At 36.8% G+C, this 22,733-nt stretch carries 15 protein-coding genes and 1 pseudogene; all 16 read right to left on the bottom strand.

All coding sequences use genetic code 11. The features are described from left to right. Positions 1 to 7 precede the first annotated feature (7 nt). Positions 8 to 553, bottom strand: a complete 546-nt coding sequence (locus tag ACB089_RS08730; protein WP_374966072.1) for an imm11 family protein — start codon at positions 551 to 553, stop codon at positions 8 to 10. A gap of 2 nt (positions 554 to 555) precedes the next feature. Further along, on the bottom strand, positions 556 to 2,067 hold the full coding sequence (locus ACB089_RS08725; RefSeq protein WP_374967527.1) for an RHS repeat-associated core domain-containing protein: 1,512 nt from the start codon (positions 2,065 to 2,067) through the stop codon (positions 556 to 558). Positions 2,068 to 2,436: 369 nt separating this feature from the next. Beyond that, positions 2,437 to 2,745, bottom strand: a pseudogene (locus tag ACB089_RS08720) (hypothetical protein); the annotation flags it as partial. 295 nt (positions 2,746 to 3,040) lie between these two features. Then, a complete protein-coding gene (locus tag ACB089_RS08715; protein ID WP_374966071.1) occupies positions 3,041 to 3,625 on the bottom strand; it encodes a hypothetical protein in 585 nt (194 codons plus the stop codon). Between the two features lie 19 nt (positions 3,626 to 3,644). Further along, positions 3,645 to 5,705, bottom strand: coding sequence for an RHS repeat domain-containing protein (locus ACB089_RS08710; protein WP_374966070.1), 2,061 nt, complete (start codon positions 5,703 to 5,705; stop codon positions 3,645 to 3,647). A gap of 353 nt (positions 5,706 to 6,058) precedes the next feature. Then, positions 6,059 to 6,985 (bottom strand): hypothetical protein, encoded by a 927-nt coding sequence (locus ACB089_RS08705; RefSeq protein ID WP_374966069.1) that lies wholly within the window; start codon positions 6,983 to 6,985, stop codon positions 6,059 to 6,061. A 131-nt stretch (positions 6,986 to 7,116) separates the two neighbouring features. Then, a complete protein-coding gene (locus ACB089_RS08700) occupies positions 7,117 to 7,953 on the bottom strand; it encodes a hypothetical protein (protein WP_374966068.1) in 837 nt (278 codons plus the stop codon). Between the two features lie 769 nt (positions 7,954 to 8,722). Beyond that, positions 8,723 to 9,271, bottom strand: coding sequence for a hypothetical protein (locus ACB089_RS08695; RefSeq protein WP_374966067.1), 549 nt, complete (start codon positions 9,269 to 9,271; stop codon positions 8,723 to 8,725). Positions 9,272 to 9,286: 15 nt separating this feature from the next. Next, complete coding sequence (locus tag ACB089_RS08690) at positions 9,287 to 11,239, bottom strand: RHS repeat domain-containing protein (RefSeq protein ID WP_374966066.1); 1,953 nt, start codon at positions 11,237 to 11,239, stop codon at positions 9,287 to 9,289. Between the two features lie 598 nt (positions 11,240 to 11,837). Next, the gene (locus tag ACB089_RS08685) at positions 11,838 to 12,719 is read right to left on the bottom strand and encodes a hypothetical protein (RefSeq protein ID WP_374966065.1); all 882 of its coding nucleotides are present in this window, start codon (positions 12,717 to 12,719) and stop codon (positions 11,838 to 11,840) included. Between the two features lie 35 nt (positions 12,720 to 12,754). Next, positions 12,755 to 18,247, bottom strand: coding sequence for a DUF6531 domain-containing protein (locus ACB089_RS08680; RefSeq protein WP_374966064.1), 5,493 nt, complete (start codon positions 18,245 to 18,247; stop codon positions 12,755 to 12,757). 30 nt (positions 18,248 to 18,277) lie between these two features. Further along, the gene (locus tag ACB089_RS08675) at positions 18,278 to 18,676 is read right to left on the bottom strand and encodes a DUF4280 domain-containing protein (protein WP_134020098.1); all 399 of its coding nucleotides are present in this window, start codon (positions 18,674 to 18,676) and stop codon (positions 18,278 to 18,280) included. A 77-nt stretch (positions 18,677 to 18,753) separates the two neighbouring features. Continuing rightward, complete coding sequence (locus ACB089_RS08670; protein WP_374966063.1) at positions 18,754 to 19,251, bottom strand: hypothetical protein; 498 nt, start codon at positions 19,249 to 19,251, stop codon at positions 18,754 to 18,756. A gap of 39 nt (positions 19,252 to 19,290) precedes the next feature. After that, positions 19,291 to 20,388 (bottom strand): pentapeptide repeat-containing protein, encoded by a 1,098-nt coding sequence (locus ACB089_RS08665; RefSeq protein ID WP_374966062.1) that lies wholly within the window; start codon positions 20,386 to 20,388, stop codon positions 19,291 to 19,293. 15 nt (positions 20,389 to 20,403) lie between these two features. Continuing rightward, positions 20,404 to 21,930: a phage baseplate assembly protein V gene (locus ACB089_RS08660; protein WP_374966061.1), complete on the bottom strand. Its 1,527-nt coding sequence runs from the start codon at positions 21,928 to 21,930 to the stop codon at positions 20,404 to 20,406. Continuing rightward, positions 21,927 to 22,571, bottom strand: a complete 645-nt coding sequence (locus ACB089_RS08655; protein ID WP_374966060.1) for a hypothetical protein — start codon at positions 22,569 to 22,571, stop codon at positions 21,927 to 21,929. The genes ACB089_RS08660 and ACB089_RS08655 overlap by 4 nt, the downstream gene beginning before the upstream one ends. Positions 22,572 to 22,733 lie beyond the last annotated feature (162 nt).

Raw genomic sequence — 22,733 nt, 5'->3', positions numbered from 1 at the left:
TTTCACACTATTCTGCATGTCCAACTTTTTCATATCGTAATCCTTTGATTTGATTATTATTCATTAAATCAATAAAAGAATCTGTAACAAAATAGCTCGCTGACATTTTACTATCTCTAAATATCGCTTGTTTTTTTACGATTGGAAGATCAAATACGTACCTATTATTTCTTACCATTTCCATTATTTCGTCTGAAGACATTTTATCTACATTTTTTATCGATATAATTTTATTAGTTACATTTATAAAATAATACGGGCCTCTATCTGTATTAACTGGCAAAACTTCTATTTCTTCACTATAATTAGATTCAAAAATCCTTTTAAGGTCATTATTCACGATTAAGATACCATCAAAATAGCATGAAGCATCAAAATCTTCCAATCGTTTATCCTTTTTCTTTCCTTTTTCTTCGAAAATTTCTAACTCTAAAGGAATCCAATTATCCCCTAAGTTTTGACCTTCAAAGTTTAAATAGTTAGACGTACTTCCTGGTTTAAATACAAAAAACTTAAAAACCTCATAGTCACTTTTAATTTCATAAATATTCACAGCTAATACACCTTCTTGTCAAATAATAGTTCATTCCTAATTCTCTCTAATTCTTTTTCTACGGCGGATTTTCCTCCTGCTTTACTTGCATTGATTATTCGTTTGTTTACATCTTCATAATATATATTTGTATGAATCACCCTATGATATGCGCCTGGTTGTTTACTATTAGGGTCTATGTGTTTCAAATAAATACCATTATCAGCTGAATTTATATCGATTTTATAATGAGCTAAGATATCCCTTGCAGGTTGCGCCCTTAGATCATCACCAGCTACAATATGATGCGCAGCAGAGCCTTTCTCCTTACGCCAAGCCCTTTTCATATATCCTTCTGTTTTGCCCAGCTCTTTGTTAGCTCTATTCATATTTTTCTTAAGCTCTTTTGTACATGAAAGCCCAAGTATATCTAGCCAAGCATTAGGATCATTTACATACCCATACAGTGTTGGATTATTTCCAGCAAGCCCAATAGGATCTATCTGTGTATATATCCCTTCGATTGGCGAGTAGTATCTGAATCGGTTGTAGTAAAGACCAGTTTCTACATCCTCGTACTGTCCTTGATAACGGAACGGTATAAAATCTTTCTTACTTGTAAATTCTCTAACACGTCCAAAAATGTCTAACTCACTTGACCATACTCTATTTCCTTTCGAATCATACGCCTCAACTGGTGTGCCAAGATAGTCCGTTATAATACTAAACTTGCCTTCATTCGTAAGTTTAGCTGAGGGTCTAAATGTTCCAGGGTCAAATATCCAAGTTACCAAATTTTTGGAAACATCATCTGAATGGTGAGTTTCATTATTAGTAGACGTATTCAAAGTACATAATTCACAAGTACAGCCACCATCTTCAACCCATTCATGCAAAGTCGTATTGCCATCCCAAATAAAATAAGTAGTTTTCCCATCAAAACTCTTCTCAATACGCCTACCTAAAGTATCATATTTAAAAGTAACTTCCATCTTATCTGGTCGTGTGACTCTCGACATCATACCACTGCCATCGTATTCGTACTTCCACGTATCACCATTCTTCTCAACCTTCTCAACCAGATTCCCTTCATCATCATAAGAGAAGGTAGCCTCTTTCGTTTCAAGCAATCTGCTGCCTGCGCCATAGACACGATCTGTCTTTTCTTTCGTTTCATACAAATTCCCGACATCGTCGACACTGCGGTGTAAGAAGTCAAATTGACCGCCTTGATTGGACCAGACGAGGTTACTGAATTCATCGTAACCATAGGTAACTTTTACACCGGTTAACTCGTTTACCATGCTTCGTAATCGATGATTTACATCCCAATTATACGCTCGTCTTCGTGTATCACGGTTTTGACTATTTATTCTATGGTGCGTCGGTCTACCTGTAGTATCATACTGCCATTTGCTGATGACATCCCCTGGTAAGATTCTCTCAATTTCTTGACCAAGTTCATTGTACTGCATGGATGCTGTCCATTGTTCTTGCTCTGAGCGAGAGGCTGTGATTTGTGACACATTGCCCATTTTATTACGAGCGACATCGATTTTTGCACCTAGGCTACTCGTAATCTGTGAACGGCTGCCTAATTCATCATAGCTACTCGCAATCCAATGGTCATTCTGCCACTCCTTGATCACTTGTCCAGATGGGTCTCGCTCTAGCTTTACACTCACATGCTCATTTTCAGACTCAATTAACGAACCATTTTTGTCATAGCCAAACGTTTCCCATGTATCATCATAATAATCAGCTCGAATGATATTCCCTAGATCATCATGTTGATACGCTGTCCAACGATCACCTGGACGTTGAATTCTCTGAACCAATCCAGCCAGACTTCGTTCATACGTTCTTTCCATCTCATCAAAGCCGACTTCCTTAATGATATTGCCTTTCGTATCACGTTCAAACTGATACGCTTCGCCTTTTTCGTTGATAACAGCGGTTAACTGCTCTTCTGTATCATAGGTGAATTTAACTTTCTTCCCACCTTGTTCTCGAGATATTACACTGCCAAGAATGGTGTAATCAAAGGCTACTTGTGTATGATTATCTTTCGCAAACACGACATCATCATAGGCATTGTACTTCAATTGAACATCGTTACCATCTGATGAATTTGCACGTACAAGGTGATTCAATTTATCATAACGGAATTTCTCTGTGGCCCCTAGAGGATTTGTCGTTTTTGTGCAATTCCCACGATGGTCATACTCCTATGTCGAACTTGTCCCGTCTGGTAATGTCACTTGATTCAGGTTTCGATCAGCATCATAAGCTAGCTTTAGTTAGATATAAAGATCAAAAGGGCAATAAAATCCTTTTAAATGGATTTATTGCCCTTTTTAATTTAACTTCAAATCTTTTAATACACTAAAGATCTGTTACAGAATAGATCCCCTATAGTATTTTCTTATCTATGGTAATTCTATTGACGTTGAAACCTTTAGAAAAATATGTTTTATCAGTTTTTTAGAATATTATCTAATCTAATTTTTAATCCATATCTGCCACATTAAAGTTGTATCTTTCATCTTCACGTGGATCATTAAAACCTTCAAATTCATTTACTTTAACAAGAGAAAACAAAAAACCATAATTCGCATTAGGATAATCTAATTTATTCTTACGTGCATAGCCCTTTATAGATACCGAATATTTACCAGAAGACACATTATACCCAAATCCGGAATTTAATGTAATTCCATCTAATGTTTGATATGATACTTCATTATTTCCTATAAATTTATTTTTATCGAATTCATAAAATAAACCAATACTAGCAATCCATAATGTATCTTTAACTTCAATATTGAAGTCATGATATACTAATTTTTCCTCCCATTCATCGTCAAATGATTGATTATAGTTATCAAGCTTGATTACATATTTTATAGAGTCTATTGGTAAAAAAGGAATCCAAATACCTTCAGTAAGTAAAGTTAAATATCGATTATGATTATCCTGAAAGTTCTTTAAAAGTTTTTTTGACCTAACTTTTTCTTTTTTTAAAAAATCTTCTAATACGTCTAATGAAAATAAACAAATACCGTAACTTGAGACAGTTAAAATTCTATCCATAATAACATCTCCTATTCTTCTATTTACAAGGAATTTTCCCATTTGAATGTAATTCTTTTATTTTATCTAATGCTTCTGCAGGGGTTAAATTTTCGAATAACCTATTATCAGTGTAAGGGATTTTCAAATAACCTTTAACGTCAATATCTTGGTATGCTTTAGCAGCTTTTTCAAAAAATTCATCTACTGTTCCAGTAAATTTTGAACCGTGATAAGGTATTCCTTCTTCTATAAGTTCTCTATGCAATTTTTTGTGAAGATCTGCTGTTCCAGCTCCTTTATCTGGATACCATGCAATCGAAGTTATTTGGCTTAATTCTGTAATACCTAAAGCCTTAGCTATTGATCTCGGCATCAAATGATGTCCCATACCTGTTTCTAATAAATCTGAATATAAACCAAATTTATCTATATTCTTATTCGTATCTTGGACATATCCATACAAAGTTGGATTCTTACCTTCAAGACCAATCGGATCCGGTTGAGTATAGTTCCCTTGTTCAGGATCATAGTATCGGAATCGATTATAATAAAATCCTATTTCTACATCTTCATACTGCCCTTGATAACGGAATGGAATAAAGTCTTTCGTCCCTGTGAATTCTTTCACTCGTCCATAAATATCAAGCTCTGCTGACCAAACCCTATTACCCTCTCCATCATAGGCTTCAACAGGCGTTCCTAGATAGTCACTAATAATACTATAATTACCTTCACTCGTGATTTTAGCTGAAGGTACGAACCCATCGTTAAATATCCATGTGATTAGATTATCATTTTCTAGTTCAGCTGAATCATTCTCTGATAAAAACTCATGTAATATAGTATTTCCATCCCATACGAATCTCATAGTTTTGTCGTCTGAACTCTTCTCGATCCGTCTACCTAGCGAATCATACTTGAAAGTAACTTCTGTGTTGTCTGGTCTGATGACTTTTGACATCATCCCATTACCGTTATATTCGTACTTCCACGTATCACCATTCTTTTCAACCTTCTGAATGAGATTCCCTTCATCATCATAAGAGAATGTAGCTTCTCTCGTTTCAAGCAATCTACTTCCGGCGCCATAGATACGATCAGTCTTTTCTTTTGTTTCATATAAATTTCCGACATCATCGACACTGCGATATAAGAAATCAAATTGACGACTGTCTTGATTTGCCCACACGAGGTTACTAAATTCATCATAACCATAAGTAACTTTTACACCTGTTAACTCGTTCACCATGCTTCGTAAGCGATGATTGACATCCCAATTATATACGCGTCTTCGTATATCACGGTTTTGACTATTTATTCGATGGTGTGTCGGTCTACCTGTCACATCATACTGCCATTTACTGATTACATCTCCTGGTAAGATTCTCTCAATCTCTTGGCCGAGTTCATTGTACTGCATGGATGCTGTCCAATTTTCTTGCTCTGAGCGAGAAGCTGTGATTTGTGACACATTGCCCATTTCATTACGGACAACATCGATTTTTGCACCTAAGCTACTCGTAATTTGTGAACGGCTGCCTAATTCATCATAACTACTCACAATCCAATGGTCATTCTGCCACTCCTTGATCACTTGTCCAGATGGGTCTCTCTCCAGTTTTACTTTCACATGCTCATTTTCAGTCTCAATTAAGGAACCATTTTTGTCATAGCAATATGTTTCCCAGGTATCATCATAATAATCAGCTCGAATGACATTCCCTAAATTGTCATGTTGATATGCTGTCCAACGTTCGCCTGCTCGTTGAATTCTCTGAACCAATCCTGCCAGACTTCGTTCATACGTTCTTGTAAGCTTATCAAAGCCGATTTCCTTGATGATATCCCCTTTCGTATCACGTTCAAACTGATATGCTTCGCCTTTTTCATTAATGACAGCGTTTAACTGCTCCTCTGTATCATAGGCGAATTTAATTTTCTTCCCACCTTGTTCTCGAGCCTTCAAGCTACCGAGAATTGTGTAATCAAAGGATACTTGTGTATGGTTATCTTTCGCGAAAATGACATCATCATAGGCATTGTACTTTAATTGAACATCGTTACCATCCGAAAGATTTGCCCGTATTAGCCGATTCAAGTTATCATAACGGAACTTCTCTGTGGCCGGTATTCTTTAACTATTCTTTGCTCTTACTTATTTGTTCAAGTGCTAGATTTATACATCTATCGTTTCCTAAAATTCATTTTAAAAAAAGAGTTGCAATAAAACCCGATCAGGATTTATGCCACTCTTTTGATGTAAGTATAAATATCTTTACAATATTCACCAAGGTTTTAATTTGTACGAATCATATTGTGGTGTTTAAAACATGTAACATTTCTTTTCTTTTATTCATAGAGAATGATGATTTACACAACAGTGTAAGAACTTAAATTACAACCCAGAATAAAAGGCAATAGCGTATTAGTATCATCGAAAAACCAAACTATTTAGATACTTCTGTTTCTTTTATACTTTTTCTCTACACAAGTTAAAAATTGTAAATTGTTTCTTACCCCAAAAGTATTAAATTTACTGAGGGTTTCAAGGCTAATATCATAGTGATTTTCTATTGGCGTATTAAAATATTTCATACTTTCTTTATCAATCAACCATGACAATTTTCCGTCTTCTATAAATGTATTTGAAACTAATCTTATAGATTCAAGAAATTCTAACTTATCTAAAAATTTCAAAGATGGTATATTCCCGCATGCTTCTATAGTTAAGACTCTCAAATTTGATAATGTTCCGAGAACCTCCCAATCATTAACCTTTTTACAATTTTGAATCCATAACTCTTTAACCGAAGAGTTGTTTTTAATTCCATCAATTGACTCTAATTTTGACAGATATCGTAATTTCAGTTGCTCTATTTCTTTTAAATCCTTTAATCCATCTATATTTTGAATAGGTGACGACCAAATCCCTAATATTTTTAATTTTTCTAATTTTACAAACTCGTCAACATTCTTCTTTTTATAATGATGAATTATTAAACGTTTTAAATTCACACAGTCAAAAATGTTTTCAATTTTTTTGTTGTACAAAACAAAGAAATCTTGTAATTTTATTAGTTTTGATAAGTCTAAGCTTTCTTCACAGCTTCCTTCTAAACTGAGATATTCTAAGTTCACTAACTTTTCGACGGCTTTCAAATTCCCATAACTTTTTCTACCTAAATCTAAGAATTCTAACTGAGTTATTTCACTTAAAAAATCTACATTCGGTAAAATCTTCTCTTCCATCTCTAAAGATATTCCATTCACGTTATTATCCTTCAAAAAATTTATTACATCTTTATCTATGGATTTCGATTCTTGGATAAACACATTATAATTTTTAAAATCAGTCTTTGAAGTAACTATATCATACATTTGATTTCCCCCTTAAGGTTTACATTTAGTACTTATCTTAATGTTTTTTCCAGGGCTGTTAATTTTATTCGATAGTTCTATTTTATCAGGATTAAATTTCTTTGTTTTGTATTTCACTATTAAATCATCTTCTAGTTTAAATAAGTCTTTATCTGAATGGTGTAATCAAAGGCTATCTGCGTATGGTTATCTTTCGCAAAAACAACATCATCATAGGCATTGTACTTTAATTGAACATCGTTATCATCTGAAAGATTTGCCCGTATAAGGCGATTCAAGCTATCATAACGGAATTTCTCTGTGGCCCCTAGTGGATTTGTCGTTGTTGTGCAGTTACCACGACGGTCATACGCCCATGTCGAACTTGTGCCGTCTGGTAATGTCACTTGACTCAGGTTCAGATCTGCATCATAAACTAAGCTTACCATATGGCCTTGTGCATTTGTCACCGCTTTAATTAAATATTGTTCATTATAGGAAAATTCAGTCTTCTTGCTATCTTCTAAAATATTAGCCTGTAATGTCCCATTTTCGTTATAAATCCACTGACGACTTCCGCCCTCTGCGTTAACTACCTGAATTAATCTATCCTTCTCATCATACTGTGAAGATAAGGTACTGCCATCTGCAAGAGTAATCGTCACTGGATTTGCCCATTCATCATAGCTATATGCCGTGACACGACCATCTTCATCTACCTCTTGGAGTAATTCAAAGTCCCCATTATATTCATAGCTGACTTCACTACCATCTGGATGAACAATTTTCGTACACAGGTTATCTTCGTTGAAATAGTAATAACTCTTATGACCTAAACTATTCGTAATTTCGTTATAGCCCTCGTGATACGAAAGCTCACCTGCAAGGACATTGCCATCTCCCCATGTTTTGATTACTCGTGCATCTGTAGTTGGGCCATCATAGCGCCTACCCTGGTGAAATGGTCTACCTTTATTGTTTCGGTACAAGGAAAAAAGCAAATAACATAATGATTTAAATAACAAAGAGTAGCAATATAATCCAAGTTACTAAGGATTTTGCTACTCTTTTAATGTAGGTAAAAGATTTACATAGACGGTCCAATTTTTTTATTTCTTACCTTACTTAACTATCTCAAACTAGAATTTTCTACTTTTTATTTTCTTGATTACCCTTTAATAACATCCATACACTGTTAGGATTTAATTTTTCGTAAACTATTAGATTATCAACTAGAACTTATCTTTCAAACACACTTTCAATATCTGATATTTTGCAGTAATTTACTATACGAATTTCGTCTTGTAAAAAAGAATAAATAAAGAACTTACTCCATCAATGTTAGATAAATAAATCCCTAATAACTCATTATAATCAGGATTAAAGTATAGTCCGATACATTCTGTTTTAAAAAGCTTAAAATTTTTCTCCTCCTATCATCATAAGTTGCATATAGATTAAAATCATCCAAATTATATACTTTATTTACAGAAATCAATGGATTAGTTCCCCTGATGTAAAAAAACTACGACATCTTCGCTATTCTTTTTTAATAAATAACTTTCATCATACTTAACCCAAAAACATGTGGAATTAAGAGCTTATAAAGTCTTCATTACATATGTTTTATAATATTTGTATTTCATCAAGCGTTTAACAAAAGGGCGATTTTAGTACATTATCTCTTCTGACTAAATGGATTGAAATATAAAATTTTATACATTCTTTCGGAATGGTGTATTATCTTTCCTATTTACTTTAAAACCCTTTATCTTTTTCATTACATATAGGGACTATCTGAATCGCTTGGGGATCATAAAGTCTATCTTGATACGATAAAACTTCATCTGGCCAGTAGTACTTTTTTAACATTTTATTATAGTCACTATATTTCGAATCAACCACTTCCATTCCAGAGTTACATTCGGTTTTAAGTTGATTTTTCAACAACTTCACCATTGATTTAACTGATTCACTTCTTGTGGGAGAGCATATCATAACAGTTTTATATATCTTTCTATAACCCGATAAATCCCACATGTTTAAAACATAAATAAAATCATCTAAATCTTCACGGACATATTTACGGACATTTAACACCTCGAATTTTTCTCTAAAATTTTGTTCCTTTCCAATGTATATACCCATTACTTTATTTAAATAATCGTTTTGGCATATTTTACTCCCGAATGTAAGTCCCCTTTTTTTGTAATTCATAACATCAAAGTAAATTAAATTATTTTCCTTTATAAAATCATTAAAAAAATTAACAATAAAGTCTCTATCAGCAATCATATCAATTTCCATAAATAACCACCCTCACTAGTGACATCCTACATTTTTCAAATTATGTTCTGGATGATTGTATGACCTAAACTCCACATCACTATTAACACCATGTGATTGTCTAACCTTATTCAAGTCATCTAAAGCTTCTTGTTCCCTTTTAATTGGACTTCCATCTTTTTTTGTTTTTCCAACATTCCCCCAGTTTTGATTCCCATCTGCGTCAATCCATTCAATATCAGGGCGTCGACCAGTTTTTTTCCCATTCGGTGTTTTAATTAACCTTTCTTTTCCCCTTCCACCAGATGTTACGGTACCATTTGCCGCCACAATTTCATCATCCCATGAATATATCATTTCATTATGAGGACCTTTTCCACCTGTTTTAGGACCACGCTGTTTAGCTAATCCAAATGGATCAATCCAAATATTTGGATCATATACATAGTTATAAAGTTTAATGCCACCAGATAAACCAATCGGGTCTGGCTGTGTATACATCCCCTCACTTGGAGAGTAATATCGGAATCGGTTATAATACAATCCTATTTCTACATCTTCATACTGTCCTTGATAACGGAATGGAATAAAGTCTTTCTCACCTGTAAATTCATTCACTCTACCGTAGATATCAAGCTCAGCTGACCAAACCCTATTACCTTGTTCACCATAGGCTTCAACAGGCGTTCCTAGATAATCACTAATAATGCTGTAAATACCTTCATTCGTAATTTTAGCTGAAGGTACGAACCCATCGTTAAATACCCATGTGACTAGATTATCTGATATTTCAGACTTGTTATCCGAAGAATATCCCTCTAGATTTTCAAATATATCTGAATTATTCTCCGAGAAATACTCATGTAGGATAGTATTCCCATCCCAAACGAAACTTATTGTTTTCTCGTCAGAACACTTCTCTATTCGTCTACCTAGCGAGTCATACTTGAAAGTAACTTCTGTGTTGTCTGGTTTGACGACCTTCGACATCATGCCATTGCCGTTATATTCGTACTTCCACGTATCACCATTCTTTTCGACTTTTTGAACCAGATTTCCTTCTTCATCATAAGAGAATGTTGCCTCTCTAGTTTCAAGCAATCTGCTTCCGGCACCATAGACACGATCTGTCTTTTCTTTCGTTTCATACAAATTCCCAACATCATCGACACTGCGGTGTAAGAAGTCAAATTGACCGCCTTGATTGGACCAGACGAGGTTACTGAATTCATCGTATCCATAGGAAACCTTAACACCTGTTAATTCGTTTACCATGCTTCGTAATCGATGATTGACATCCCAATTATACTTGCGTCTTCGTGTATCTCGGTTTTGACTACTTATTCGATGGTGTGTCGGTCTACCTGCGACATCATACTGCCATTTGCTGATGACATCTCCTGGTAAGATTCTCTCAATCTCTTGACCAAGTTCATTGTACTGCATTGATGCGGTCCAATTTTTTTGCTCTAAACGAGAAGCCGTGATTTGCGACACATTGCCCATTTCATTACGAACAACATCGATTTTTGCACCTAAGTTACTCGTAATCTGTGAACGGCTGCCTAATTCATCATAACTACTCGCAATCCAATGGTCATTCTGCCACTCCTTGATCACTCGTCCAGATGGGTCTCGCTCCAGTTTTACTTTCACATGCTCATTTTCAGTCTCAATTAACGAACCATTTTTGTCATAGCCAAACGTTTCCCAGGTATCATCATAATAATCAGCTCGAATGATATTCCCTAGACCGTCATGTTGATACGCTGTCCAACGATCGCCTGGACGTTGAATCCTCTGAACCAATCCTGCCAGACTTCGTTCATACGTTCTAGTTATATCATCAAAGCCGACTTCCTTAATGATGTTCCCTTTCGTATCCCGTTCAAATTGATACGCTTCGCCTTTTTCATTGATGACAGCGTTTAGCTGCTCTTCTGTATCATAGGTGAAATTGACTTTCTTTCCACCTTGTTCTCGAGACATTAAGCTGCCGAGAATGGTGTAATCAAAAGCTATCTGCGTATGGTTATCTTTCGCAAAAACAACATCATCATAGGCATCGTACTTTAATTGAACATCGCTTCCATCTGATAGATTTGCCCGTACAAGTCGATTTAAGTTATCATAATGGAACTTTTCTGTGACCGGTATTCTTTAACTATTCTTTGCTCTTACTTATTTGTTCAAGTGCTAGATTTATACATCTATCGTTTCCTAAAATTCATTTTTAAAAAAGAGTTGCAATAAAACCCGATCAGGATTTATGCCACTCTTTTGATGTAAGTTTAAATATCTTTACAATATTCACCAAGGTTTTAATTTGTACGAATCATATTGTGGTGTTTAAAACATGTAACATTTCTTTTCTTTTATTCATAGAGAATGATGATTTACACAACAGTGTAAGAATTTATTCAAGAAGTGACATGTGGCGGATTCTGGAGTCCACAAGCCTCATCAGAACTCCCTGCAGAAAGCGGTTCAGGTGAAATGCTATAGTGTATTAGCATCTGTTGAAATAAAAACTAATTAGATACGACCTGTTTCTTTTATATTTTATCCCTATACAAGTTAACAATTGTCAATTGTCTCTTATCCCAAAATCATTAAACTTGGAAAGAGTTTCAAGGCTAATATCATAGTGATTTTCTATTGGTGTATTAAAATATTTCATACTTTCCTTATCAATCAACCATGACAATTTTCCATCTTCTATAAATGTGTTTGAAACTAATCTAATAGATTCTAGTGATTCTAGCTTATCTAAAAAATTTAATGATAGTATATTTCCACATGCTTCTATAGTTAATACTTTCAAATTTGGTAACGTTCCAATAACCTCCCAATCATTAACCTTTTTACAATTTTGAATCCATAACTCTTCAATAGAAGAGTTATTCTCAATTCCTTTAATTGATTCTAATTTTTGTAGATACCGTAATTCAACTCTTTGTAAAGAGTTTAACCCTTTTAAGCCATCGATATTTCGAATAGGTGATGACCATATTTCTAAGATTTCCAGCCTTTTTAAAGCATTAAATTCTTCAGCATTATTGTTTTTATTTTTATAGTGATGAATAACTAATCGCTTTAAATTTGTACAAGTAAAAAGATTTTGAATCTTTTTATCATATAAAACAAGTAAATCTTGGAGTTTTGATAACGTAGATAAATCTAGTTTTTCTTCAATACTTCCCTTAAAGCTTAGATACTTTAATTCATTTAAAGCTTCAATAGAGCTTAAATCACTAATGTTATTCTTTCCTAAATCTAAATACTCTAAATTAGGCAGTTGCTTTAAAAATCCAACATCTGATAAGGACCTATCATTAACCCGAATAGCAAGTCCATCTAATTCTTTATTTTCAATTTTATCCTTTATATTTGGCTCCATTAAAGGCGATCTTTGAACGTATACTTGATATTTACCAAAGTTTGTTTCCACATTTACCGGATTTCCCACTATATCACTCCTGAGATCTCTTATTTTTTCTATTACTATTTTTTAGTACATTTTATTTTTTTACCTGGACTGTTGATAGCATTTGAAAGTTCCATTTTATTCGGATTAAATTCAGGATCATCGAACATCTCTATTATATCATCTTCTAATTTAAATAAATCTTTATCTGTTAAGGCATTCGGATCATGGATAAAGCCAACTTTATCTAAAACAGCTGGATCTAGTTTTCCTTTGTTTAGATGTTGATACAACCTCTTATAAAGATTTTTTGCCTTCCCAACATACATTTTATTACCTTCTGGGAAGAAATAAACGCCACCTTTTTTTGCAAAGGTATCTAATAACTCCTTTAAGTACAATCTATCCCCATATTTAGTTGGCTTAAATCCAACTAAATCAAACTCTGTCAGAGGATCATAAACATATCCATACAACGTAGGATTCCCACCAGCAAGCCCAATTGGATCTTGTTGTATATATATCCCTTCACTTGGAGAGTAGTATCGGAATCTGTTGTAATATAATCCAATCTCCATGTCCTCATACTGCCCCTTATACCTAAACGGAATGAAATCCTGTTCACTAGTGAATTCCTTCACTCGTCCATAAATATCAAGCTCAGCTGACCAAACCTTTTTACCTTGTTCATCATAGGCTTCAACAGGCGTTCCTAGATAGTCACTAATAATACTGTAGTTACCTTCATTCGTGATTTTAGCTGAAGGTACGAATCCATCATTAAACACCCATGTAACTAGATTATCTGGTACTTCCGATTTATTCTTTGAAGAACTCTCAACTAGATTTTCGAATTTATCTGAATTTTCCTTTGAGAAATACTCATGTAGGATAGTATTCCCATCCCATACGAATTGTATTGTTTTTTCGTCAGAACTCTTCTCTATTCGTCTACCTAGCGAGTCATACTTGAAAGTAACTTCAGTATTGTCTGGTCTGATAACCTTCGCCATCATTCCATTGCCATTATATTCGTACTTCCACGTACCACCATTCTTTTCGACTTTTTGAATCAGATTTCCTTCATCATCATAAGAGAATGTTGCCTCACTCGTTTCAAGTAATCTACTTCCTGCACCATAGACACGATCTGTCTTTTCTTTTGTTTCATACAAATTCCCAACATCATCGACACTGCGGTGTAAGAAGTCAAATTGACGACTATCTTGATTGGCCCACACGAGGTTACTAAATTCATCATAACCATAGGTTACTCGTATACCCGTTAACTCGTTTACCATGCTCCGTAAGCGATGATTGACGTCCCAATTATACACGCGTCTTCGTGTATCGCGGTTTTGACTACTTATCCAGTGGTTTGTTGGTCTCCCTGTTACATCATACTGCCATTTGCTGATGACACCCCCTGGTAAGATTCTCTCAATCTCTTGACCAAGTTCATTGTACTGCATCGCAGCTGTCCATTGTTCTTGCTCTGAGCGAGAAGCTGTGATTTGCGACACATTTCCCATTTCATTACGAGCGACATCAATTTTTGCCCCTAAGCTACTTGTAATCTGTGAACGGTTTCCTAATTCGTCATAGCTACTCGTAATCCAATGATCATTCTGCCACTCCTTGATTACTTGTCCAGATGGGTCTCGTTCCAACTTTACGGCCACATGCTCATTCTCAGTCTCAATTAATGAACCATTTTTGTCATAGCCAAACGTTTCCCAAGTGTCATCATAATAATCAGCCCGAATGATTTTCCCTAGACCGTCATGCTGGTACGCTGTCCAACGATCGCCTGGACGTTGAATTCTCTTAACCAATCCTGCCAGACTTCGCTCATACGTTCTTTCCATCTCATCAAAACCGATTTCCTTGATGATATTCCCTTTCGTATCGCGTTCAAACTGATACGCTTCGCCTCTTTCGTTGATCACCGCGTTTAGCTGCTCTTCGGTGTCATAGGTGAATTTGACTTTCTTTCCACCTTGTTCTCGAGACACCAAGCTGCCAAGAATGGTGTAATCAAAGGTTACTTGCGTATGGTTATCTTTCGCAAAAACGACCTCATCATAGGCATTGTACTTTAATTGAACGTCGTTATCATCAGAAAGATTTGCTCGTACAAGGCGATTCAAGTTATCATAACGGAACTTTTCTGTGGCCCCTAGTGGATTTGTCGCTGTTGTACAATTTCCTCGACGGTCATACGCCCATGTTGAACTTGTGCCGTCTGGTAATGTCACTTGACTCAGGTTCAGATCAGTATCATAGGCTAAGCTTACCACATGGCCTTGCGCATTCGTTACCGTTTTAATTAAACGATGCTCATTATAGGAAAATTCAGTCTTTGTGCCATCTTCTAAAATATTTACCTGTAATGTACTGTCTTCATTATAGATCCACTGACGACTTCCACCCTCTGCGTTTACTGCCTGAATCAGCCTATCCTTCTCATCGTACTGTGAAGATAAGGTACTACCATCTGCAAGAGTAATCGTCACTGGATTTGCCCATTCATCATAGCTAGATACCGTTACACGATCATCTTCATCTACTGTTTGGAGTAATTCAAAGTCCTCATTATATTCATAGCTGATTTCACTACCATCTGGGTGAACTATTTTCGTACACAGGTTATCTTCGTTAAAATAATAATAACTCTTATGACCTAAGCTATTCGTAATTTCGTTATAGCCATCATGATATGCAAGCTCCCCCGCAAGGACATTGCCATCTCCCCATGTTTTGATGACTCGAGCACCTGTAGTTGGCCCATCATAGCGCCAGAAGAAGCTATTTTTATTACGGTCAATTTTTTGCATCATTAAGTGATTAACATAATTAATATGCGTACTTTGCCCTAATGCATCTTGGATTTCGATTAAATCCTGCCCATTATTGTAAACATAGCGAACTAAGACTTCACGACTCATCTGGTGACGTAGGGCGACTTCTGTCATTCTGCCTGCCTCATTAGTAGTAACCTCTAGCACTCTACCAACACTGTCGGTTACTTGAGATAGGAACCCTTTAAGGTTATAGGCAAATTGAATAAGATGGTCTTGCTCATTCCTTACTTCTTTTAATCGGTATTTTGTTTCGATTGTTTGTTCAAATACATAAATCAATCGTGTATCATGCTCAAACAAATGATACTCCTGGCCTGTATTTGTTAAGGTCATTCTTTCTCGTTTGTTAAAATAAGGCAAGTTTATAGGTAAAATTGGAAAGCTGACTGCGCGACCATCTGTCACAACAATTCCAATCAGGTCTTCGTCTTCAAAAATCTCTAAAGCTAGATCATATGTAAAATGCATACCATGACCTGACAAGCCAATCCGACTGCTATCACTGTACCAAGCGCGTTCCCATGAAAGGGGGATAGGTCCAGGTAGTTCAAAGTCGATGCCTTCATAAACCATTCGCCCTGTAATTAAATCAACGGGTTCAAAACCCCATTTACAGAATTTTTCGCTTAACCCTTGTGTACATTTAAATTTACTGTCCATCAATACTTTATGATTAAATTTCGTTAGCCCTTTTGTAGCTATATCCTTCATACCCTCTATTACCTTCGACACACCGAGCAATTCATCCATCGATGAAACAACTTTATCTGCTGCCGTCTTCACGGCCTTAGATCCTTTGTTAGCTAGTTCCGCTAGTCCCTTTACTGCATCTAACGTTTTAGATACTTTCGGATAAGCTGCCTTCATCCCTTTTGCTACAGCTTTTGAAGCATCTATTCCCTTATCAGCACCTTTTGCGACATCAGCAGCTTTATCTAAGAGTTTTGCCCCTTTTTTGACCTTGTAGGCTCCCTTAGCGGCATCACCAACTACTGGGATCGCACCTACTAAGTTCATGGCTGCATCCATGTAATTCCCTCTTGCCAAGCTAATTCCTGCATTCGCAATATCCGCAAATGTACCGATGACAGGAATAAATCCAGCAACATCCAATGCTGCACTTACGCCATCTACTAATTTACTAAAGAAGCCTTTCTTCTCTTTTTTCTCTTCTGCCTTTTGCGGGAAGATTAAGTCAACTTTCGTCGTAGCTTCGATTGCTTCTTCATTTAATTTCGGTGGTTGGCTCTTCTTCTCTATACCTTCTTGTTCTATGAGCGTACTAATTAATTGTGTGTCAGCGGCCATAATCACATGACTTTGTTCCTTCGCTGATATCGCAATCCATTCTTCCGCCTCTACGGCTAGCTCTTTCATTCCACTAATTTCGAGTGTTTCATCAGCCGCTAGCATGATGGTACTGTTACTTTGAAATGTGACGCCATCTCCATCATCCATCTTTAAGTCCAATACTCCATCTACTGCACTAAAGGTAATATCTCCAACACCTAATGTTACATCTTTCCCAACATTAGTCGCCAATGATTTAACGGTAGTATCCGCCATTTTCTTCGTCTGCTTTTGCCCGCCCTCTGGTGTGGCTGGATTCACACGCACCGAGCTGATAACGATGGCTTCTTCTTCAACTGCACTTGGAAAATGCAATTGGGCACGTGCACCTATTTGAGGCATTAAATACATAACACCATTGGCATCTGCTGAATAAGCAAACCAATGTGCTTTTGCTTGATCCTGGCTTTTATCGATATCTAAATGAATTTTAACGGTGTTTTGCGTGACATCAATGATCTTTCCTGTAAACGCTGCACCAATAAGGTCTAAATTACGTACTAATCGCTGACGAATACTTTTCTCTGGTTGGGCAGTATATTGAAACTTCAGCACACCCCCATCAAGATGGGTTTCCCTAGCCGTTACGATATAGGAGCTTCCCTTGAATTGCACCATCGTGCCCAGCTCATGGGGTTCCGTGCTTTCAAACTCACAAAATGTATAATCGGCTTCACTCACATCCGTGCCATCGTTTTCAGTAATCAACCGGTACGCATCGACATCCATTCGTACTATAGAAGGCAGATGGTCGATCGTTATGCTTTTTCTACTTTGAGGTGTACCAAGCCAGAACCGAGCACCCTTTCCTTTTAAATCTGGAAAAACAACGGCGTGCAAACGGGAGGCCATTCTTTTAATAAATTCCCAATCTGTTTCTAAGTATTGAATCGCGATACTACCAATGGCTTGACCGTTAGAAGCTTGGTCAATGTAATCCCCGTTAGGATAGGCTTTCACGATGTTATTTATTAATTGCACATACGTCATATTGGCATCTTGAAAAGAACGTGAGCGCTTCGCAATATCCATATTTGCTGTAAAGGATACAGCCTCAACGGAGACATAGTGTACCCCTTGGGATGCCTGCAACTCTGCATTTTCAATTCTTCCTGAGAACAATATGGCACTGTCTCGTCCGAATTTCACAACCACTTCATCTGTATGATTGACCCGCTGAATATACTTTTGCGCTTGCTTTTCAGCAATCATTCCCGTAAAGTACAATCTTGCATGATCATTGGCCTTATGTTTGATAGTTAGTTTATCTAAATGAATAAGTGGATAAGGCCATTCGAGCACAAGATCCTCATACGTACTAACCATGTGTACTTCCTTTTCTTCTAGCGATTTCATTACTTACCTCCTTTCAATCAACCTCGTCTTTTAAAAACCTTGTTTCGGTATTTCTACTTCCTCTTGACCGTCGTGAATAATTTCGATTTTGCCTCCACCTGCTGAGCATTGGGTATGGCAGCGGCTTAATAACGCTTGCTTCCCCTCGATATTGACAGTTTCCATTCCTTCCATCCAATCAATGGAACATGTTGGTGTACATGGCTTTTGCAACTGTAAACAAACACCAAAGGTTGGGATGTTGTCAGGGTTTCGATCCCCTACATTCATGACGGCTTTCTCTTTAATATAAACGCCATGATCTTGCGGCAAATTTAAATAATTGAGGTGGCTACCATGCTCACAAGAAATGATGGCGCCATGTACGACATAACTAAATTGCTCTTGTTCCGAACCTTCTGTTTCCAAACTTTCTACAACTTGAGCCATTAAATATCCTTCCTTTCGTATCGATTAAACACTGTTTCAAACTACGACAGTGTTTTGGAATGATTTATTAGAATGATCTATCGTCCTTGTAGTTTTACTCGCTGCAACTGAATCCCGAGATATGGTCGTCGCAGCATACTTTCGGCCACATCTAGATTGACGATGGTGAACGATTCCTTTTTGCCGTCGACTTGAAAAATACAATCCAGTTCCACTTTCTTCGGGTCAATTACGAGCTCTTTTATTTGCCCGTCTGGATAATAAATCGTCTCATCGGAAATACAGTTCTTCTTCACAATGTCCATAAGCCAATGCACACGCTGTGTTCCTTTCTTCACATCCGTAAAGACAATGGCGGTAAATTCTAAGTTATCCTCATATTTCACCAATAACCCTTTTAAATCATCTGACACGATTCTACGAGGCTTCTCTAAATAATCCAGATATACCGCATTCTCTTTTTCTATTACTTCCCCGAACACAGATGAACAGATAAAGTTATCATCGAGGTCTGTCTTGAAAGGAATGATTGGATTTGTAATGCTTTGATCTTGTCGAACAATAAAATACTCCATCTTTTCCTCCTGTAACTATCATTTCTATTAATTTCAAAGTTAATGAATCCAATGAATGTCTTTGATCTGGTCTGGGCTAAATAGACATTTCTCTTGATCGCGTTTAAAGAAGGTAGCTCCTTTTAAATTGGCACCTGTAAAATTAGCGCCTGCAATTTGTGCAAACTCAAACCGTGCATTTTCCAAATTCGCATGACTGAAATCAGTACCTAAGTAACAGGCAACTTCGTCATCAGGAAGCATCAGCGTTTTCCCCTGTGCATGTGTAAAATTAGCACCTGCTAAATTAGCATTTCGAAAATCAGCATCTTGAATGGCTGCATAGGAAAAATCAACATTCGCTAAGCTACAATCTACAAAACTAGTCCCGACGCAAACACTTTGTTTCAATGAAGCCCCTTCTAAGTCACTGCCATTGAAGTTTGCATAGGAAAAGTCCATTTCGTTGAAGTGTTTTTGCTGTAATGGTAGACTTGAAAAGTTTTCAAACGTATACGATTTGTCCATCTCGTTTTTCTCTAACCATGAGACAAGATTTTCCTCCACCCGTTCTCGTTCGTCGATGATCGCAACATCTTCACTAAATCCTTTATATTCACCGACACGAAATCGTAAACACGCGGCTCGTTGAAAGTCTATTTCAGGTACGCTTTCTTTTTGATAACGGAAGAGATAGCGTACCAATTGAATAATATACTGATGAAACAGAATCACTGTCTGTTGAATAATTCCTCGAACGTCAGCTGCTTGGATAGAGAGATATGGCTTTCTTTCTTTTTCAAGCGTTTTGTATAAATCTATAATCGCCTCACTAAGCCAATCCGCTTCATACTGTGCCGTGCATTCTCCCCATTCGTAGTACCATTTTTCTCCATAGGCTTCTAGCAAATACGTACACTTGTTATCTAGTAATGATGTTCGCAGCAATGAAAAATGAATAAAGGCAACTGGCGCTAACCTTTCTTGCTCTTGCTGATCTCTAATATTTGCAAACAGCTGTTCAAGCGAGTGAATGATTGGTTTTAGTAAGATTTCCTTCTCTTGGCGAAACTGTCGATCAACCTTCTCTTGTAATCGGCTGATATGAACTGACACGCATTCATCCATAAAATGCTGTAATGCTTCTTCTCGTTTCATGCGTTCACATCCTCACTAATTTGCTCGTACTTCTGTTCCTTTGATCTCCATTTTGTCTTCCATCTTGATTGAACTATCTTTACAAATCATCTCTATTTTCTCGGTCGCATTAATCATAATTTGCTTCGCATTGATGGCGACTTTATCTGTTGCTTGTAAGGTAATATTTTTATCACTTATGATGGAAATCCCATTATCATCCATAAGCGAAATCATTAATCCTCCACCAGATATGACAATACGATCGGGTGCAAGTAGAATTTGTTTACCGTGCTTCGTTCTAAGTGTTTTGACATCTGGATCTGCCATCCGCGCTGGGTCTTGGCGGCTATCCTCTGGTGGTGCAGGTCTTGAGCCACCTCCGCCACTAGCACTGGCACTTCCACCACCGCTTGGACTAGGCGGGTTCGTCGCTGCTAACATTGAACTAGATTGCGGAGGCGCTTTTGATACGGAACTAATCGCAATCCCTTCATCCTCACGATTGCCCGGGAAATAGATTCTAACGTTATCAGATAGCTCCGGCATGAAGTACCATCCTGTATTATCTTCTGATGCATAGATCGTTGAATATGGAAACCAATATGCTGTATCTTTTTCTTGCCCCTCATCGAAATCGACATGAATACGAATTTTGTCCCCCGCAACATCAATTACTTTTCCTTGAATGGAGGCACCAATAATAGCTTGATTATAAGTAGTATGAACACTGAAGCCGTTCTGAGGTGTTAACGTGTAGATATGCTTGAACAAGCCATCTTTTAAAGTTGAGTAGATTTTATAGACATACAAATTCTTTGATTGGAACGTCACTTCATTGCCTATTTTAAATGGTTGGAACGATTCTACTTCATAGTACATATAGTCACTATCAGTAATACCGTCGAGATGATTTTTACTGGACACAAGGAAATTGCCAATCGCCTTTTTAACTCGATAATTGATGGCCTCCATTTTCTGCGTGCCTCCAGCTTGAAACGGTACACCGAAGTAAAACTTGGCGGCCGGATGAACCGTATCTGGCACCAGGCCTGTATGGAATCGTGATGCCATTCGTTTAAGAAACTCCCAATCTGTCTCTATATACTGCATCGTGAAACGACCAATACTAGCGCCTTTAGTGGCATAATCCATGAAATCTGCACCTTTTTGATCGGCAATACATGCATCTATTAATTCACTATAGGGCATACTCGCATTTTGATAAGTTTGGTTTTTCTTCTTCACATCTAACACATACGTATGCGAAACTGCTTTAACCTCCAAATAATAGGTGCCCAAAACCGATTTCACTTGTACATCTAACGCAAGCCCATTAAAAATAGGAATAGTTTGTCCACCACTGCCGATTTGCAATACTTCAATAGCCGTTTCTGCATCTGTCATATAGACATAGGAATCTTCGAGTTCATCTGGAATCACGCCCGTTAAATGCAATGTAGCATGCTCATTCATTTGTTGCGTAATTTCGATTTGATCGACGCGAATATTATAGGGCATCACGATGATATCTTTATACGTCAAGGCCGTTTCCTTACTCATTCGACAACACCTTCCCCATCTAATAATTTGTTTTCAACAACGATAGATTCCATCATGCCGTAAGCAATGGGCTTCCAAATATCCATCTCTTTTTTCAAACAATTAACCGAGCCCATCGTCACATTCTCGCCTACTATAAACAAAAACATTAAATTATAAATCTTGTTATCTAGTGCTGGCGAAATGAAGTCAAAGTAACCAATTTGTAGACCGTTCACTTCAATCATGGCGGTATCCAACATTTTTGTAGTTGGCTGCGTTTTTTGAAGGATGTTCCTCATGGCCTCTGTGAAGTCTTCTAATTCCTCTTCTTTTACCTGTTGTTCCATGATTTTCAGCGTGACATTGATGGACGTACTTTCGCTTGTATAAATATAATCGGGTCTACGACTGGATGGATATTTAATATCCATTAATTCAGGCTCCATCACATCAAATGTTGCAGGCATGCACATCCGGATTTGATCCTCATAAAAACTCATCTCTTTAAACTCAATCGTTTCATCTTCAATCATGAGCTGACCATCTTTAATCGCCTTCACAATATCAGTATGTAATAATTGGTTTTCGATGTTCTCCATTCGTTTCTTCTGCCTTGCATGTTTCGTCATCTCAATAACTTCTTCATCCATAAAACTCATTTTTTTCGCTCCTTTGTTTCGATTAGTCTTTCTATCTCATGACCTTGTATTTTTTCACTTTCCTATTAAAGGTTAACTCAGCTGTCATGTTCGAAAATCGCTTCGGCATTCGGAACGGAATCTTTCCTTCCATGACAAGCTGAATCAATGACCGACATATTC

Source organism: Lysinibacillus sp. RS10 (assembly GCF_041956855.1).
Classification (GTDB): domain Bacteria; phylum Bacillota; class Bacilli; order Bacillales_A; family Planococcaceae; genus Lysinibacillus; species Lysinibacillus xylanilyticus_A.
Note: the sequence above shows the minus strand (reverse complement) of the source record. Positions and strands in the feature narration are given on the sequence as shown.